This is a genomic window from Aquimarina pacifica, assembly GCF_000520955.1.
Classification (GTDB): domain Bacteria; phylum Bacteroidota; class Bacteroidia; order Flavobacteriales; family Flavobacteriaceae; genus Aquimarina; species Aquimarina pacifica.
In genome coordinates, this window is record NZ_JACC01000003.1 from 235,721 (window position 1) to 254,186 (window position 18,466).

Below are 18,466 nucleotides of genomic sequence, written 5' to 3' on the forward strand. Positions count from 1 at the left end.
AATTTCCCTTTATTCATTATTGAATAAAGGGAAATTTTGTTTTTAGAATATATGAATGACCACCATCTTGGCAATTGTATATTATTAAAAGGTTGTATTTCCTGGGGTCCCAAAAAATCCATTTCCATTAATGTAGGGATCATTACTCGTAATGTGATAGTGATAAATGCCGTTAGGAAAATCTGCCGTTACTGATATATGACCATGGTATTCATCTAAATCTTCATTGGTAATTTCTTCTCCATTTTCTACTGGCCCATATACAGGAAAACCATCAGATAATAACCCTAAGAATGCATCTGTTCCATATTGTTGAGTCAAATAGGTCGGCTCAATATGATAGTGATATATATCAGTGCCTGTTGGGTGCCCTAACCATTGATCAAAACTATCAATCTCATTGGTCAAGGGTTGATCTGGCCCTGCATATTGATTAAAAAATACAATTCCATTTCTGGCAATTCCCATAGCTCCTAGTGGTGTGGCTTCATGATTAGTGGCCTCAGCGGGGTACAACGGTATAGTTAAAACAATATTTTGTTCTGCAATCTCATTAGGATTCATTCTCCAATTTGGATTTGTTCCTGTATAATCGCTATGTAACGGATTACTACTAGGCCAGTATGGACTTGTGTGATTTGGTAAATCTGAAGAAGTAAATATTACATTATCGCCACTTATTTCATACGAAAGCCCTGTTCCATCAAATTTAGATAGAATAGTCCTGATGTCATATCCTTCTTCAGGTTCTTCAATTTCATCGTCATCATCAACCAAAGAAAAGATCCATTTTTGATTATTAGTGCCGGCATAGGACCATTGCTGAATATTACCACCATCTATAGTATTCCAGTCTTCTACATCTAGTGCCTTATTACTTCTTACATTAATAATATTATATTGATCAGAGCTAACTTGATACAATTGCCATTTTTGGTGCGTACTGTTTCTATGATCTTGTTGTTGAATATTACCGCCATTTAAAATGCTTCTTCTTTGCACACTTAGATATTTTTCGCTCAAAACATTTCTTAATTCATATTGTTCATTGTCTGCAGAAATTAACTCCCATTGTTGGTCTGGTGTACCAGAATATGATGATTGAATAATATTTACTCCGTTATTTAAACCATTTTCGGCGATATCTAGGTATTTGTTACTATGTACACTTTTTATTGTATAAATATGACCACTCACCAGAGATGCTTTTATAGATATACCATTACTGTTTTCGGATATACTACTCTGATTAAAATCTTCATTAGAGCAACTTAACATCATTACTATAGTTCCCAATACTGTGGCTGACTTAATAGTTTTTCTTATTTTTTTTAATGTTGGTACATTGGTTTTTGAGATAATCATGATTGTTAGGTGTTAAGAGTTTGTTGTTTTTCTATGCGCAGTTCTATAAATTTTAATTTTGGATAGTTGAAAGTTCAGTAGTTAGTTCCTCAAGCATTGTAGCATCTAGATCACTTATAGGTATTTGATCCATAAGATTTAACTCTTCAAAGGGATCTTCTGATAAATTATATAATGCTTCAGTATCATCGTCAAACAAAATGTATTTATGTGTCGTATTTCTTATTGCATAATCAGCTCCTCCGTCATCGTTTCCTATCTCTGTAAATACAAATTCCCTTTTTATAGTATCATCTGTTGTACTTAGTAGATTTTTGAAACTTTTACTATCATTAATTTCTACACTATTTATTCCTACTATATCTGCAATAGTTGCGAATAAATCGGTGGTATTAATTAATGCTTCTTCAGTAGATCCTTTTCGTAAAACATTCTTTCCAGAAATAATCATAGGCACATTAATACCACCTTGATAAACGGTTCCTTTTCCTTTACTACCTATATATTCTTGAACTACTTTTCTGGGAGTACCATTATCTCCTACAAAAATGAAAACAGTATTTTCTTTTTCAGTGTCACTCATAGTATCTAATAACCTTCCGAATTCAGAATCCATGGCTTCTAGCATTGCCATATAGTAGGGAATTGGATTGGCATCGATACTGGCATCGTCGTTTGATAAAGTTCCTTGTGAATGCAACTCATCAGGAGGTAAATGAAAAGGTGTATGTGCAGCATTGTAGGACAACCATAAAAACCAGGGAGTAGATTGATTATTAACCCAATCAATGGCCAAATCTGTAAGTTGTGTTGTGTTATATTCTGTAGATGTCTCTGTAGCTCCATTAATGGTTATATTCCAGTCATAATATGAAGATAGGCTACCTGTCAATAGCCCTGCATAATAATCAACTCCCATTGTATTGGGGTGGGTAGGCTCATTTGAGATATGCCATTTACCAATTACCGCGTGATTATAAGGCGATGCCACATTGTTATCAATATATTGTTGTAAGGAGGTTTCTGTGGTCGAAAGCTGATCACCCACTTTGGTTACACCGGTTCTAAACCCGTATTTGCCAGTAATAATACCGGCCCTTGTGGGCGTACATGTTGGGTTAGACCATACATTATTAAATATAACACCAGAATTAATCATGTTTTGAAGATTAGGCATGTTAGGTTTTATATTTCCTATACCATATCCCGGGCTGGCATCAAGTCCCATATCGTCAGCAATAATCAGCATTACATTCGGTGAAGCATTTATATCTGGATCAGGTTCGGGATCTGTTTCTGTCTCTGTGTCATTATCTGTATTTATTTCTTGATCCGATGAGCTACATGCGTGTATTAACAAAAACATGAAAACACACACCGTACACTGCATTAATAATTTAGACATGATTTCTTTTTTTTAATTTGATTAAATGCCTCAGTTTTGTATTGAAGGTTCTTAAAAATTTGGTTAAGTTTCTTTTCTAAGTATTTCTATATGACGCTTTAAACGCTTAACATCTATTTCTATAGTTCCATTATATACTCCTCTGATGTATCCTTTTTTATCAACAAGAACAAAATTTTCAGTATGGATAAAATCACTTTCTTCTTTGGTTTTGATAAAATCTTCGTCTGCAAAATATCCGTTTCTAGCAATTGCATATAGTTCTTTTTGATCTCCGGTTACAAGATTCCATTTACTACTTAAGACTCCATTTCTTTTTGCATAATCATTTAAAACCTTTACAGTATCAAACCAAGGCATTACAGAATGAGATAACATCATAATTTCTGGATCATTTTTATAAGTCTCCTGTATGCTTATCATACTTTTAGTCAATTTAGGACAAATCCCAGGGCAGCTTGTAAAAAAGAAATCAGCAACATAAATTTTCCCATTATACGTATCATTTGTAACGACTTTCCCTTTCTGATTTATAAATGAAAAATCAGGAATTTTATGTACTGGATTTCCCCATTCGGGGGTAAAATCAGAAGAATTAAAATAGGGTAGTTCAAGAATTTCTTTGCTTTTAGTGCTCTTTACAACATCAGTTTCCTCATTAGTTTTGTTATTCTCTTTACAAGAGGATAGAAATACTAAGAATATGGTTATAATAGATATTTTTATTTTAATTAATTTCATTGCTATTTGTAGTTACGGTATAACATTTTTTTAAACCTATTAAACCAAATCGTTCACCATTTCGAACTTCATAATTCGCTTTTATCCTTCCGTCTTTTTTCCATAATTTTTGAGGCCCAGCTTCATTTCCATTACTATAGTTAAATACACGGTAAGGTTGGCCATTACTATACCATTCACTTAGTTTGCCATCATAGGCACCTTCAGAGTTGAATGGGTATACAAATTTTGGGTTAGAATTTTTCCACCACCCTTTATGAATACCCGTTTTTATTCCTTTCGTATAAAACCTTTCAATTGCTAATGAGCCATCGGTGTACCACTGTTTTTCATATCCATTTTTCCTTCCTTGCGTATATTCAATATCTGATCGCAAGGCTCCTGTATCAAATTTTCTAATTATGTTTCCTTCAAAAGGCTTGGTTTTGTACATAAGTACGCCATTTTCTAACTTCAGATCTGGATTCGAAAAATCTATTCTTTGTTTTTGAACCTCATTTGTACAAGATCCGAAAACGAAGAATAAAATAATCCAATTATAAAAAGATAAGAAGCGCATTAGAATGTTGTGTTTCCTGGGGTTCCGAAATATCCATTACCATTAATATAGGGATCATTACTTGTTATGTGGTAGTGGTAAATGCCATTGGGAAAATCAGCAGTCGCTGATACGTGTCCATGATATTCATCTAGATCATCATTTGTGATCTCTTCTCCATTTTCTACGGGACCATATACCGGAAATCCATCGGATAGTAATCCTAAAAATGCGTCTTCACCATATTCTTGAGTCAAATATGTAGGTTCTATATGATAGTGGTATATACTCGTTCCTGTAGGATGACCTAACCATTGATCAAAGCTATTAATCTCATCTGTTAATGGTTGATCGGGTCCTGCATATTGATTAAAAAATGGGATTCCGTTTCTGGCAATTCCCATTGCTCCTAATGGAGTTGATTCATGATCAGTGGCTTCGGCAGGAGATAACGGTATGGTAAAAACTATATTTTGTTCTGCGATCTCATTAGGGTTTTGTCTCCAATCTGGGTTTACACCAGTATAATCACTATGTAAATCATTATCTTCTGGCCAATATGGGCTTGTGTGATTAGGTAAATCAGAAGAAGTAAATATTACATTATCTCCACTAATCTCATAAGAAAGGCCTGTTCCGTCAAATTTTGAAAGAATAGAAGTGATGTTAATTTCTGTATCTCCAGTATCTCCTGTACTTCCTGTATCTCCGTCATCAGATCCACTATCTTCATCTATTTCAATATCATCAGAACTACTATCTGAGGAACAGGAGTATGCACTCGACAAAATTAGAAATGAAAATAAAGAAATGCTTAAACTTTTTATAAATAGATTTCTAGGTTTGGGGTTACAATTTTTCATGTTTTTTGGCATCAGTTTTTAGGGTTAACATAGTTTTTCACTAGACTTTAAGCATTTTTTAGTGATGACTCATAATGAATAAGGTGCTTAAAATCATACATTCACCACTTATTGAGTGTAGCAAATATTACCTAGCACATGCGTGCTACATGATTTTAGACTTGTAAGAATAGAAAAGGTTTAAAAATCTTACATTAAGTTTAGGGAAATATCAGGAATTGTGGATTTTTTTATGATAAAATACAATTAAAGAGGCTCAAAATAATGTAATAAAACCAAAGTACTAGTTCTCAATTTTGAGGTGAATCGTTCTTCTTTCTATTTCATTATCAAAATTTCTAAAATTCCATTCTTTCAAATTTCCTTCGCTATCTATAGAGGTAATATAGTCACTAGTGGGAGAGAAGGTTGCAGATTTGAGTCCATAATCATGCCTGATTAGGCTGGGAACAATACTAAAATGATCTTCAATTCTTCTATATATCTGAACGGTATGATCACTACTTGCGGTAAGTACAAGACTATCACCAAAAAATTCGACATCTTGAACATCACTTGTATGTGAAGTTAGCGCCTGCATAAACTCATAACAATTTGATTTTTGATTGCGTCTAGATATTATAGCAGTATTATCTAAACTACCGGTTATCATAAATTCTCCTTTTGTAGAGAAATCTATATCTTTAATAGAATCAGTATGTCTTTTAAGAACATCTTTACTACAAAGGGTATATCTCTGAACTCTTTTATTCTTATTGTAAGGATACACTACTAATTTTTCAATGGTGTCTAGCTTTTCATATTGTATCTTATTTTTTGGTCTTCTTATGGTATCAATACCGTAGGAAACTTCTACGGGGGTAATGTTCCATAATTTTATGGTTTGGTCCTCACTACTAGTTATAATAAAATTTGGGTTTCCTTTTACAAAAGAAACGTTTTTGATAGGCTTGGTATGGCCAATAAATTGTTTTAGAAGCATATTTTGGGGACTATATAAGTTTGCTCCGTTATCACTACTGCCAATGAGCATTTTTCCTTGGCTTATATCAATTGTGTTGATTTTTTCATCATGCACGAGATTATCTTGTGCTTTCTCTGGATTTTTAAGTGGTAACACCCGGATTCTTCCTTTGAGTCCGAGTAAAACAGTATCCTTATTCTTTATTTTGAATGTATGTATTGAGTCCTGCATATCAATTTGATTTTCTAGAATACTGCGATGTATAATAGAAGTATGTGCATACAGTTTGTTTTTTCCATATAATACAAGAAAACGTTCTTTGTCATGAAGAAATGTTTTTATTTTTCTAACTTTTCCTGTCAATTTTTTAATTGTTTTTATGGTATGTGTTTGGTTGTTCAAATTTAAATGCACCTTATACAATAGTGAATTGAACCCTATAATAAAGGAATGTTCTTGCTGATGTTCGATATAAATATTAGGGATTCTATTGTTAGTATTGGTTGCTTGATTTCCTTTTAATAAAATATGATTTTGTTGATTATTGATTTGTATTGATTTTCCTTTCATATCAAGAAGACTCAATCTAATATCAGTACTACCAGGAACACTTTCTGCAACTAATGTTCTAAGTTTATTATTTATAGTAAAAGGCTCAAAATCGACAACATTGTTTTTTGTGAAAATATTTACACTTTTGGCATCTTTTTCTTTGTATGGTAATGATTTTAAAGTCAGTTTTTTGTTTTTTAAAAGTACAAATACATACAAAACATCATCTGATCGGCGCGTTTTTGTTGATTCTATTATCGCGTCATCACCCAAATAAACACTACTATGATAAAATGGAGTCTTACGATATTCTTTATAGAGATCATTTTTAAAGTTTGAAATTATATTGAATACAGAATCTGGTAACAGCGTATTCTCCTGCAAAATCTTTTCGCATTGTAAAATGTAATTAATAGAACTTGTTTTATCAACGTTATAATCTCGTAAGGCATAGCTCATGTTTTTATGTATTTTTATAGCTAAACCATCTTCTTTTGCCTTGTTTTCTAGCTTTATTTTTGATTTTTTTAGATCATCATTAGATTTATATAAAAACCCTGATAGAACTAATAATATGGTTATTATAATGGGATAATAAACAAATCGTTTAAACATCCTTTGTTGCTTTTTCTTTTCTTTTTCTTCTTTAAAGCTTTCTTCGAGACTAGCTTCAAAAAAAAGATTTTTGCGATCAAAAGTCTCTTTATCGTCATCATGCAGAATGTAGCTCCGATATTGGTTCATTCTATCAATTTGTTGTTTGGATAAAAAATCTCCTGTATCCTGAGTATCTTCATAAATATCAAAAGAAGACTCAAAATCTCTTTTTATTAGAGACTTAAAATCATCTTCGGTTCTCATTCTATTGATAACTTTGGCAATAATATCATGACTGAGTTCGACATAATCTATCACTAAATTATGATCTGTACTAACGGTGAGTATCCCTTTGTTTTTTAATGCTTCGATTATTTCAGAAATTGTAGTATTGTATGAGTCGTCTGTATTTCCCCATAGATCAATTTGAATTTTATTTGCTATTGTTTGATCATTGATTACATAATTTGCATCATTTTCTGTTCGTATCGATATTCTTTTTTTTAAATCATCTTTGGTTTTAAAATGCCTCAAAAACTTAATTACACTGTCTTTATGTTGTATTCGATTATTAAGTTTATTTCGGGTATTTCGTATGATTTTGTTATTTACCTCTCTAATATAATTTTCGAGTACATTTTCTATCGATCCGAATTCTTTGATTTCCTCTTCTCCAAATTCTAATGGAAGATATTCAATATCATTTTGATTATTTCCTCTATATGTTCTTTGATAATCAATTTTATACAGTCTATCTAAGTATACCTGTAAAAAAGGCAAATGATAACTAGATGCCCCAGAATCACTTATTTTAATTTGATCAATAATTAGTGCTATTCTTTTTTGTTTTTCTTCTTTTGATATGGGTTCTTGTGTATTGTCAATAAACTGATTGATATTAAATTCTTGAAAAGATTTTTCTATGATATTCTTTACAGTTTCTTTATTTGGGTGTGCCAAACGTAGTTTCTTATAGAAAATCTGTGGCACATATGACTGTAATTGATCGAGATGACCAAAATACTCCTCTCGAAGAGATATGATAATATTGAATGGTATTTTGTATTCAAAAATGAGTTTTAAGAATAATCCAAAATTGTTTATTTCTTTCTTTGTGCCGTATACAAAAAGCTCTTCGAATTGATCAAAAATAATTAAAGGATTAAAAAGTGTTGAAGAATTAGTTTCTCTATTAGCCAGAAAAAGAGCATTCATTTTTTCTGACTGATTACGAATAGCTTCATTTTCTTGTTTTATTTTTTTTAGCAACTCTTTTCTTTCCTCTATAAACTGTTTTAAACGTTCCTTGTATTTAGTAATAATCGATTCATTATTTTCGTTCTGTTCTGATGTATTTCTTCGCTTTCTTTTAAGTCTTATTATTTCTTCTTCAACATCAAGCATCATTTGTTCTGTATGGCTTATAGAGGTTAGAAGTTTGTTTAGGTTTGAGTGTGAAGAGAAGAAACTATCTAACAGTTGAGAGGGGGAGACATCGGATAAGGTTTGATCATCTAAATCATCAAAAATTTCTTTTTTTATTGAATCAATAAGATTATTATTTCTTCGAATACTAATTACTTTTTTATCACGCTTTATTTTATTTAGCAATCCACAAAAAATAAGACTGGTCTTTCCGGATCCCGAAGGACCGTGTAATATCATTATAGAGGAGTCTTTATATAGTTCAAAAAGATCACAACTTTCCTTATCTCTTCCGAAATAACTATCAATGTCGTTTTTTCTATACGAATTAAGGAATTTAAAAGGGGATCCTATTTTTGTATCGATATCAATCATGCATTAGAAATTAACTCCTTTATATAACCAAAATGGTCACGTATTTTTTTCTTTTCCTCTATTTCTATGATATCATTTTTGCCATCTTTATATAGCGCCAAAATCATATCATCATCTAATGGAACTTCTATTTCTTCTGCAAATTTTCTTCTTTTTGTAGTGCTATTTTTATCTTCTTTTGCATTAATTACCTCTCTATAAATTAATTTGTCTGTCGCTTCAGAATATCGGTCTAGGTAGTATAATTTTATTTTATCCTTAGCCACTGATGCAGAATTAACATCGAGATAAAAAGGGGATAGATTTAAGGCTCGCGTAGGAGTCCCATTGGTGTTTTCGGTACTGCAAATATATACAGAGTGTATATCAATGTCTATTGAAGATCCACCATCTTGTACCTCAAATATTTCACTTTTTTTATCATCTAATGCAGTAGGTCTTTTATTAACAGGATAATAAGATCTATTGATTATATAGGATCTTTGATTGTCATAACGAAATTGATTATAGAAAACGTCATAAATAGATTCTATACCAAGGGATCGTAAGAATTTTAAGTTTTTAAGAAACATCTTAAGATACAATTCTGCCTTTATAAAATCATGTTTACCATTATTATTCTCTATATAATTTGAAAAGAAATTCGAAACTTCTGTAAATAACGTATGATTTTTCATCACACAATTTTTTAATTCTAACCAAAGTGGATGATGCGCTAGATATTTATCAGGGATGTTAGAGTACATAAAGGCAAGATCCTCTGATATTTTATACTGTACATTTGATTCCCAACCAATTTCTAGATTATCCCTTAGTGTTTCTTTTAGCTTTTCACTTAGTTGTCCTTTAAAATCATCATTATTTTTGGCTATTGACCAAATAATAGAATAGGCCGAAAACTTAAGAAAGTTGAGAAATTCTTTGAACATACTTCTGATTACCCAATAGCGTTCTTCACTTAATTCTTGATAAATACTATTATTAATATCATTAAAATCTGATAAAATCTCTAAATGAATACATAAAAAATACGGGTAGTATTTATATATTTTCTCGGTTAAGTTTTCTTCTTTAGCGATCTCATCGAGTGTTGCCTTAAAATGTTTTTTTAATGGGAAATTATCTGGATCAGCATTATAGGTAACTCGTTGTTCAAAATCTTTTGCTTCTAAATTAATTTTTATTTGGTAATTGTTCACCTTCTTATCGATATCATCAAGTGCCATTGCACCCCTTTGGTTATCATCAGGAGTTTTATGGTATCCCTGTAAAAAGCCTTTAGCTTGATTAAAAATATCTTCTATTTTTGAGCTGCTGGTAAGGTTTTCCTTATTATTAAGTAATAGTTGATAGAATTGTTGAGATAATACCTGAGCAGAATAATCATATACCGGAGTAGTGGTACCAATTACAATAGGCACGTTGTCTAGAGCGTCAATAATTTGTTGTGTAGAGCACCCATTAATAAACACCATTTTTAATTTAGGAGCATTATTAAGAATATTGATAAGACCTTTGTTATTAAAAATTTCGTCGTTTAATTTTATTGCCTTTGTTACATCATTGTGATGACCACTAAAATGAAATATTGTCATATCATTGGTCAATAATTGTAACTTACTTACAAACCCTTGAATACCTTCGTTAGGAATAATTTCTTTTGTAAATATTTCTTTATGCTCTAATAATAAAACATCAATAGCTTTTCGCTCATCGTCTAGATAACTTAGTGGTGATTGCTCATCATTTTCGAATATGCCGACAAAATATTCCTTCATAGTATTCTGATTATTAAAACTCTATTAGTAAGGGGTTTGCATAGTTTTCATCAAGTATATATTTAGGTATGTCAATTACGGTAGATGAACCGTTAATAGACCTTGCAGAACGAATATTATCTAACCATTGTCCTCTTGAGAATTTTCCTGTTTCTGGATCAATATTAATTTCGACACATGTAAAAGCATAGGTTAGGGGAGTGCTACCTTTGAATTTGACCTCATTTTCTGAAATTCTTTCTATACTAAGATGTGTTTCTATATTCGCCAAATATTTTTCTATAAGCGGCACGTTAATTTCTGCATTACCATTATTCTCGTTGTATGTAGAAAGTGAGAAGTCTGTACTCGTTAGAACATCGGTGATTAATGCAAGTTTTACTTCTTTATTTGAAATTATTTCCTGAATAAAAATATTATCCGGATCCCCAACAATATCATCAGATAGTAAAATCTGTCCCAATTCTAAAGGATCTATATATTTACGAATAACGTTTCCGAAGGAAAAGGACATTTTTTTTGTTCCTTTTACAGAAGCTCCTATTACCGCTGGGTCTAAACCGAGTGCTTTTATAAAATTACCTAGAATATCGAATCCAATTTTGAAATCAATTTTCTTGGTTTTTGTATTTGAAATTTGTGATACCGGAGATGTATTTATTGTTATCGAATGCTTTAGACCATCTTTTACTAGAAATTTAAAATCCCCCAAATACTTTGGCTTTTTGTTATGGATCTCTAGCATACATAAAGGCTGTATTCTTGCTTCGGGAACCCTTAGGGGGTTGGCATCAAATAAGTCCCTAATTTGATCGGTAATATCATTTTTGCATATTCTCATGACCTATATATTCTAATTGATTAATTGCTTCCAAAAATTTGGCGCCAACCTTTGCAAACCCATTATCATCAGGATGAATCTCATCATACCATTCCTCTTTTGTTACTAAAGATCTCAAATCAAGGTATGTTGCATTTTTATGTTGACTCGTTAATGCTTCTAGTAGTGCATTGAATTGGTCTATTAAATATTTGATTATTCTGGCTCTATCTTCAATTTTTTCTACCCCTTTTTGAATAAGGTATTTATTTACCCACCCATTTTTTATAACACGTTTCGTATGATCTACACGCACATAATCGTATCCGTGCACAAATACCTGATGTACAGAATCAAACGATGATATTCTATTAAAAAAGTAGTTATACGTAGCTTTTATGTCTTCCATTTTTTTTGAAAAAGTACTATTGAGATATGCCATAGGTTCTAAACCAGAAGGCATATCCTTTTTTAGTATGTCAACAATTGCAGGACCTATAATATCATTGCCACCACCGCTTATGAGTACATATTTGGGTTTTTCTTTTTTTATCGTTTCAATAAGTTGTCCACTGGCCCTATAGTTTTGTAATTCATCTCCCGCCGCAGCAATACTTCGTAAAGGATATTTCTCCATTACATAATCCAGTGTATCTTTTACCAAAAAAGGAAATAGAAACCATGAATCTCCTTCTGCTACAATTACAGGCAATTCTGGAAACAATTTTTTAGATTTTTTAAACCTTCGGTATCTTCGTTTATCATCAAGATGATTCCCAAATATTATTTTTAGATTCGTCAAATTCTTTGCATAAGTAGTAGGGTCTTCACTTACATTAAGAGTGTTTGTAATTGTTTCTAGAGTAAAACCTTTTGTTTGTTGGTTGGCATATAATTTATTTATAAAAGGAGCCACAATCTCATTAGTACTGTAATACTCCCAATGATTTTGCATTTTTTTTCCTATCGTATTATATGCCGGATTTGTGAGTAAAAGAGTAGATGAATAGATACCCCATTGAGCTTTGCTAGGCAAAAAATCTGTAATAGCACCATGCCCCATTTGATTGCCTAGGTGCGTTATAGGGCCTTGTAAAGATCCCTGATTCATATCTGGTATAGAAGTTGTAATATCCTCTTTGGTCGTTACTATAAATTTATAATGTAACCAATCATTTTTCCAATTATATATTTCTTTATAGGTATCCAAAGACCAACCAACAAATGGAGTGTTTCTATGTTCGTAAAAAACTACTGACTCATTGTTTTTTAGCAACTTACTTAGATTATCTAATGAATCAGATGAAATAGAAAAATCAGAACTGAGAACGAGTGCCGTAACAAAAAGGGCACTATTAGAAACATTAGAAACTCGTATTTGGTATTTCTGAAAATATTCATTCGTATTGGTTAACTGCTTCTGTAGTGTAGTAATTTTACAGGACGTTTCTGTGATATCCAGCCATTCTAGAGAACTGTCTATTTTTATTTCTACTTTAATAGGGCAATTAGAAAAGCTAGTTTCGGGATTTTCGAGTGTATTATAAAAATTCCACTTGATTAAGGAGTTCATTTGAAGTAGTAACTGCTTACCGACATAATCTTCTTTTGTATTTAAAATATCGATCTGCGCAGTCAAGGGACGATACATATCATCAGGCAAACTGATATAAACAGTTTGATTAAAAAGAGTAACAAAAAAAGAAGCTTCATTCTTATTACAAAGTACTACATTGTCTTGACCAGTTAGTATTTTTTTTATGTAATTGTAGCCATAAATATCCGTATCCAAATCATTAATATAAATCTTAAGCGTTTGATAAACAGTATTTGTAGTGACTGTATATTTTTTGTCAAAATCTAATAGAACCCCTAGCTCAATAGGATCTTGTATACGTGAATTTTCGAGTTGTACCTCGAGTACCTTGGTCGTAATCCTTTTGTTATTAGGTACATCAATTAGGATATCAATCTCGGTTCCTTCTTGTATACCAAATAATTTCCCTCTGTTATAATACCAACCATTTTTAGAATTAAAATAAATATATCCACTATTTCTGTTTTTCTTTTCGGGATATAAATTAAGCCAAGTACTATACTGATTTAACATACCATTTCCTTGTACACTTATAGTGGGAGTTTGTCGTTTATGTGTAACATCTCTTAGACTTATTTTTGCCCATTTTGTAATATCTAGATAAGACAGGTGATTACTATTAGCATGTAAAATTTGCAATAAATATCGCGTAAAAACTCCACCATTAGCATCTTCCCATGAGGATTCTGATGCCAAACAAGCAGCAATATGAATAGTGTTTTTATAAGGCAGTAATGAGACTACTTTTTGTGATTTGAGTTGAGACTCCTTAATATCATTAGAAAATATAAAATCAGTATATCTTCTTGCATCAAAAATTTCACTCAACTTTCTTTGTCGCTCATCTTCGGTAGTATTAATTTTATCAAATGATCTCACCATATCTCCAGAATGACAGCAATCAAAAACCGTGACTATGTGCGGTGAACTCTCAAATTTCGAAAATAAATAGCGTATCTCTTTATCTGCCAACAAATAATTAGTGTCCGGCCCCTGATGATGACATACGATACACTCTATAGTTCCCGAATGTGCATCACTAAATCTACCAGAGGAATTCTCTAAAGCACCATGACCACTATAATATAGTAATACCACATCATCATCAGTAGCTTGAGTCAAAAATGTATTTATAGTGTGCGTAATGGTAGTTTTTGTAGCCTTTTGATCCAATAGTTTTTGGATATGTATAGCACCATAATAATTATGAAGTGTCAATAAATATGTATCAAATGCAGAAACATCCTTTACACATTGTTGTAGTGGTCTAGATTCATATTCATTTATCCCTATAAGTAATGCATAAAGATTCATAATTAGATGCTTTTATTTATGAAGTTATGTAACAATAATTATGGTGTAACTATATTCATTTTCTAGAGCAATACATCTGCACAGAATCAGTACATAAAATTTCGAAAGTTTCGAACCATTTGGGGATACTATAAATATAATTAATAATGTGCTGGTATCCAAAACAATACTAAACCTCTACACCTCTAGAGTTTAATTAAAATTACTACTTATTATGAAGTACTCTGAATAAAAACACCCCTAAAACCTGGGGGTAAAAGCCCCTTTTTGAAGCCTACAATTAGGATACAAAATGTCAGATATCGATAAAACTATATTTTCATCGAAATAAAGCAGGTATAAAAAGAAGAAATGAAGTATATATCCAAAGATTTTTGATTATTTTTATACTAAGAAAAAACATCTTTATACTATTATGAATATTAGAAAATCTATAGTTGCTTTGGGCACAGTTATATTATTTATGTCTTGTGCTACCAATCCTTTTACAGGTAAAAAAACATTGGCCATTGTACCGAACTCTCAAATACTACCGATGGCTTTCCAGCAATACAATCAATTTTTGGGAGAAAATAAAGTGGTAAAAGGAACTTCGGATGCACAGAAGATACAAGTCATTGGACAAAAAATAGCCAAAGCATCAGAGCGTTGGTTAACCGCTAATGGGCATGCAGACTATCTTAAAGATTATAAATGGGAGTACAATTTGGTTGATGATCCTACTGTAAATGCTTGGTGTATGCCAGGAGGAAAAATTGTATTTTATACAGGTATTTTACCAATAGCAAAAAATGACGCTGGTATTGCTGCTATTATGGGCCATGAAGTAGCACATGCATTAGCGAATCATGGGCAACAACGTATGAGTGCAAGTCAAATACAGCAAGTAGCTGGTACTGCGACTACCATTGCCGTAAGCGGAAAAAGTGCACAAACACAACAAATAGTAGGTACTGCTTTTGGTTTAGGGAGTCAATTTGGAGTGATGTTACCATTTAGTAGAAGTCATGAGACCGAAGCAGATAAAATAGGATTACAGTTAATGGCTATAGCAGGATATAACCCAGACGAAGCTGCAGAGCTTTGGAGACGTATGAAAGCAAATAGTGGAGGGCAGTCGCAGCCAGAATTTATGAGTACACACCCATCAAACGATACACGTATTAATCATCTTACAGCATGGGCACCAGCTGCAAAAGCAGAAGCAAGAAAATTCGGAGTTACCTCCTTTAAATAATCGTAAAGTTTATTTTCTTAAAAAGATTATACTTACTTTAGAAGCTGTTCTGAAAAAATCAGAACAGCTTTTTTATTTGGTTTAATCTAAAATCTCATGTATGGCTACATATTGGGGTTTATTTAATTTTAATATTCGATGCGCGCAACATTACCTAAAGGAGACAAAAAGCTACTAAATGCCTGGGCGTTTTATGATTGGGCTAATTCGGTTTATAGCCTCACCATTGTTTCAGCAGTGTTTCCTATATTTTATGGGGCTCTTTTTGAAAAAGATGAGACTATCACTGTATTTGGAGCAGATATCCGTAGTACTCCTCTTATAAGTTATGCTACTGCAATAGGGTTTATTATTGTTGCCATCACTTCTCCGATACTCTCTGGTATTGCAGATTATATTGGTAATAAGAAAATTTTCATGAAATTTTTTAATTATATAGGAGCCTTGGCGTGTATCGGACTATTTTGGTTTAGTAAAGAAGCTATTTACTTTAGCCTTTTCTGCTATATAATTGCTTTGGTAGGCTTCTGGGGGAGTATTGTTTTTTATAATTCGTATTTGCCAGATATTGCATACCCAGAACAACAAGATAAAATTAGTGCCAAAGGGTATTCTTTGGGGTATATAGGAAGTGTTATCCTGTTAATTCTTAATCTGGTTATGGTCATGTATCCAAATCTTTTTGGTTTTGGTGATGATGGAGGTGGCGCTATGAAAGGAATGAAATACTCTTTTATACTAGTGGGTATATGGTGGATATTTTTTAGTCAGTTTTCGTATTACTACCTTCCGACTGGTAGAACAGGTAAAAAAGTTACCAAAGACGTATTTTTTAAAGGATTCAATGAGCTAAAATCTGTAGCAAAAGGTTTGGGTAATACGATTCGGTTAAAAAGATACCTAATCGCATTTTTCGTTTATAGTATGGCTGTACAAACGGTTATGCTAGTTGCTACCTATTTTGGAGAACAAGAAGTGAATTGGGGCGGTGATGATAAAAAGACAATGGGTTTGATTGTAAGTATATTAATCATTCAACTGGTTGCAGTTGGTGGTGCTATAATTACCTCTAGGTTATCGAACAAATATGGCAATATACCTACATTAATAGGGATAAACTTTATTTGGGTGTTGATCTGTATTTATGCATTTTTTATTACAGAACCCATTCATTTTTATTGCACAGCTGGTGTCGTTGGTATGGTTATGGGTGGGATACAAGCCCTATCCCGATCTACCTACTCAAAACTCTTACCGGATACCGAAGATACAACCTCGTTTTTTAGTTTTTATGATGTATCCGAAAAAGTTGGAATTGTTATCGGTATGGCAATATACGCCACTGTAGATTTGGTTACCGGAAGTATGCGTAATGCGACATTATTCTTGGTGCTATTTTTCGCTTTAGGAATTGTCTTATTACTAAGAGTCCCCAAGAATAACCAAGAATAACCAAGATAAGTAGAAGTTATATCAGTAAATACACACCACCTTATAAATGGCCTAAATAAATTAGTTTCATCTATTTTTTGTGTAGTTCACCTATTTTCAAACACTTATTTACCCAGAAATCTACAAGTATCATTTTGAAATATAATACTATTGGAAACGTTAATGATTATAGGTACATTTATCATATAAAAACACACGAAATGAAAAAACTTATTCTAGCACTTTTGGTTGTGCTATTGGCTTCATGCAATGCAACGCAACAAACAGTAATAGCAGCAAAAAAAACATTAAAAGGTGAATGGTCTCTTGATAACATCACTTATGACCGCTCAGGTATTTTTGAAGTAAACTTATATAACGATGCGTCTGCAGAATGTTTTACAGGCAGTACTTGGAAATTTATTCCGAATAATAACACAGGAATGTATCAAGTAAATCAAAGTAGCTGTGTTTCTACAGGAGCACGAAATTTTAGATTTACGATTCCAAAACCAGAATCTGATGGTGTCTATTACTTTATGTTTAAACCTATTGACGAAAAGAAAAAAAGCACGAATAACAATGCTGGTTATAGAATGGCACTACAGCACTTGGATGACACTACAATGACTTGGGCAATGACCGTGAGTTTAGAAGGATCTCCTTTTGTTATCACGATGAATTTTAATAAACTACAATAAATCAAATCTTTATACAATGAAAATTAATCTTAAGAAAATAGCAGTTGCCGTTATGGCTACCACAATGCTAGTAAGTTGTGATGCTATCAATAATGCTAATAACACTCAAAAAGGAGCTGTAATCGGTACAACCGCTGGTGCAGTACTTGGTGGGATTATTGGTAATAATGTTAAGAAAAAGAACTCTGCACTAGGTGCCGTAATTGGTGGTGTTGTAGGAGGTGTTGCCGGTGGTGTTATCGGTAAACAAATGGATAAACAAGCACAGAAAATTGAATCAGAAATTCCAGGAGCAGAAGTAACAAGAGTAGGTGAGGGGATTGACGTAGTTTTTGATGAAAATAGTGGTGTGTATTTCGATACAAACAAATCTAATATCAACTCAAAATCTCAAGCCAGTCTTGCTAAACTAGCAAGTATCTTTAAGGAATATCCTGATACAAATATTATTGTAGAAGGGCATACAGATAGTACAGGAGATGACACATATAACATGACCTTATCTCAGAAAAGAGCTAATTCAGTAGCAGATTATCTAGTTTCTCAGGGAATTACAAGAGATCGATTAACTGTATATGCACACGGAGAGACTTTACCAAAATACGATAATGCAACGCCAGAAGGAAGAGCAAAAAACAGGAGAGTTGAACTTGGTATCGTAGCAAATGAAAAGATGAAGCAAGATGCACAAAATCAAGTAAAGCAATAATAGTATTCCATAAAATTATTGATTGATAAAAAAATCAAATAATGATGATCCCAA

13 protein-coding genes are annotated in these 18,466 nt (G+C 32.3%); 4 read left to right on the forward strand and 9 right to left on the reverse strand.

Features of this window, described 5'->3' with window-relative positions; genetic code table 11:
• Positions 1 to 84: 84 nt before the first annotated feature.
• The 9 genes from DZ60_RS25535 to DZ60_RS0103355 form a co-directional block, all read right to left on the reverse strand.
• Positions 85 to 1,365 (reverse strand): RICIN domain-containing protein, encoded by a 1,281-nt coding sequence (locus DZ60_RS25535; RefSeq protein ID WP_025740472.1) that lies wholly within the window; start codon positions 1,363 to 1,365, stop codon positions 85 to 87.
• A gap of 52 nt (positions 1,366 to 1,417) precedes the next feature.
• Positions 1,418 to 2,770, reverse strand: coding sequence for a sulfatase-like hydrolase/transferase (locus DZ60_RS0103320; protein WP_025740474.1), 1,353 nt, complete (start codon positions 2,768 to 2,770; stop codon positions 1,418 to 1,420).
• A 63-nt stretch (positions 2,771 to 2,833) separates the two neighbouring features.
• A complete protein-coding gene (locus tag DZ60_RS0103325) occupies positions 2,834 to 3,511 on the reverse strand; it encodes an SCO family protein (protein WP_034228507.1) in 678 nt (225 codons plus the stop codon).
• Positions 3,498 to 4,070 carry a toxin-antitoxin system YwqK family antitoxin gene (locus DZ60_RS0103330; RefSeq protein ID WP_025740476.1) on the reverse strand — a complete coding sequence of 191 codons (573 nt, stop codon included), beginning with the start codon at positions 4,068 to 4,070 and terminating at the stop codon, positions 3,498 to 3,500. The genes DZ60_RS0103325 and DZ60_RS0103330 overlap by 14 nt, the downstream gene beginning before the upstream one ends.
• Positions 4,070 to 4,912, reverse strand: a complete 843-nt coding sequence (locus tag DZ60_RS0103335) for a YHYH protein (RefSeq protein WP_051477557.1) — start codon at positions 4,910 to 4,912, stop codon at positions 4,070 to 4,072. The genes DZ60_RS0103330 and DZ60_RS0103335 overlap by 1 nt, the downstream gene beginning before the upstream one ends.
• A gap of 283 nt (positions 4,913 to 5,195) precedes the next feature.
• Positions 5,196 to 8,825, reverse strand: a complete 3,630-nt coding sequence (locus DZ60_RS0103340; protein WP_025740479.1) for an nSTAND1 domain-containing NTPase — start codon at positions 8,823 to 8,825, stop codon at positions 5,196 to 5,198.
• Complete coding sequence (locus DZ60_RS0103345; RefSeq protein WP_025740480.1) at positions 8,822 to 10,603, reverse strand: hypothetical protein; 1,782 nt, start codon at positions 10,601 to 10,603, stop codon at positions 8,822 to 8,824. Before DZ60_RS0103345 ends, DZ60_RS0103340 begins: the two co-directional genes overlap by 4 nt.
• 13 nt (positions 10,604 to 10,616) lie before the next feature.
• Positions 10,617 to 11,444 (reverse strand): gasdermin, encoded by an 828-nt coding sequence (locus DZ60_RS0103350; protein WP_025740482.1) that lies wholly within the window; start codon positions 11,442 to 11,444, stop codon positions 10,617 to 10,619.
• On the reverse strand, positions 11,425 to 14,334 hold the full coding sequence (locus DZ60_RS0103355) for a caspase family protein (protein ID WP_025740485.1): 2,910 nt from the start codon (positions 14,332 to 14,334) through the stop codon (positions 11,425 to 11,427). The genes DZ60_RS0103350 and DZ60_RS0103355 overlap by 20 nt, the downstream gene beginning before the upstream one ends.
• Positions 14,335 to 14,749: 415 nt before the next feature.
• Between DZ60_RS0103355 and DZ60_RS0103360 the strand changes: the two genes are divergently transcribed.
• The 4 genes from DZ60_RS0103360 (at position 14,750) to DZ60_RS0103375 (ending at position 18,412) form a co-directional block, all read left to right on the forward strand.
• Positions 14,750 to 15,571 (forward strand): M48 family metallopeptidase, encoded by an 822-nt coding sequence (locus tag DZ60_RS0103360; RefSeq protein WP_025740486.1) that lies wholly within the window; start codon positions 14,750 to 14,752, stop codon positions 15,569 to 15,571.
• A gap of 138 nt (positions 15,572 to 15,709) precedes the next feature.
• Positions 15,710 to 17,023: an MFS transporter gene (locus tag DZ60_RS0103365; protein ID WP_025740487.1), complete on the forward strand. Its 1,314-nt coding sequence runs from the start codon at positions 15,710 to 15,712 to the stop codon at positions 17,021 to 17,023.
• Between the two features lie 200 nt (positions 17,024 to 17,223).
• A complete protein-coding gene (locus DZ60_RS0103370) occupies positions 17,224 to 17,703 on the forward strand; it encodes a lipocalin family protein (RefSeq protein WP_025740488.1) in 480 nt (159 codons plus the stop codon).
• Between the two features lie 16 nt (positions 17,704 to 17,719).
• The gene (locus DZ60_RS0103375) at positions 17,720 to 18,412 is read left to right on the forward strand and encodes an OmpA family protein (RefSeq protein ID WP_025740490.1); all 693 of its coding nucleotides are present in this window, start codon (positions 17,720 to 17,722) and stop codon (positions 18,410 to 18,412) included.
• The last annotated feature ends 54 nt before the right edge of the window (positions 18,413 to 18,466 follow it).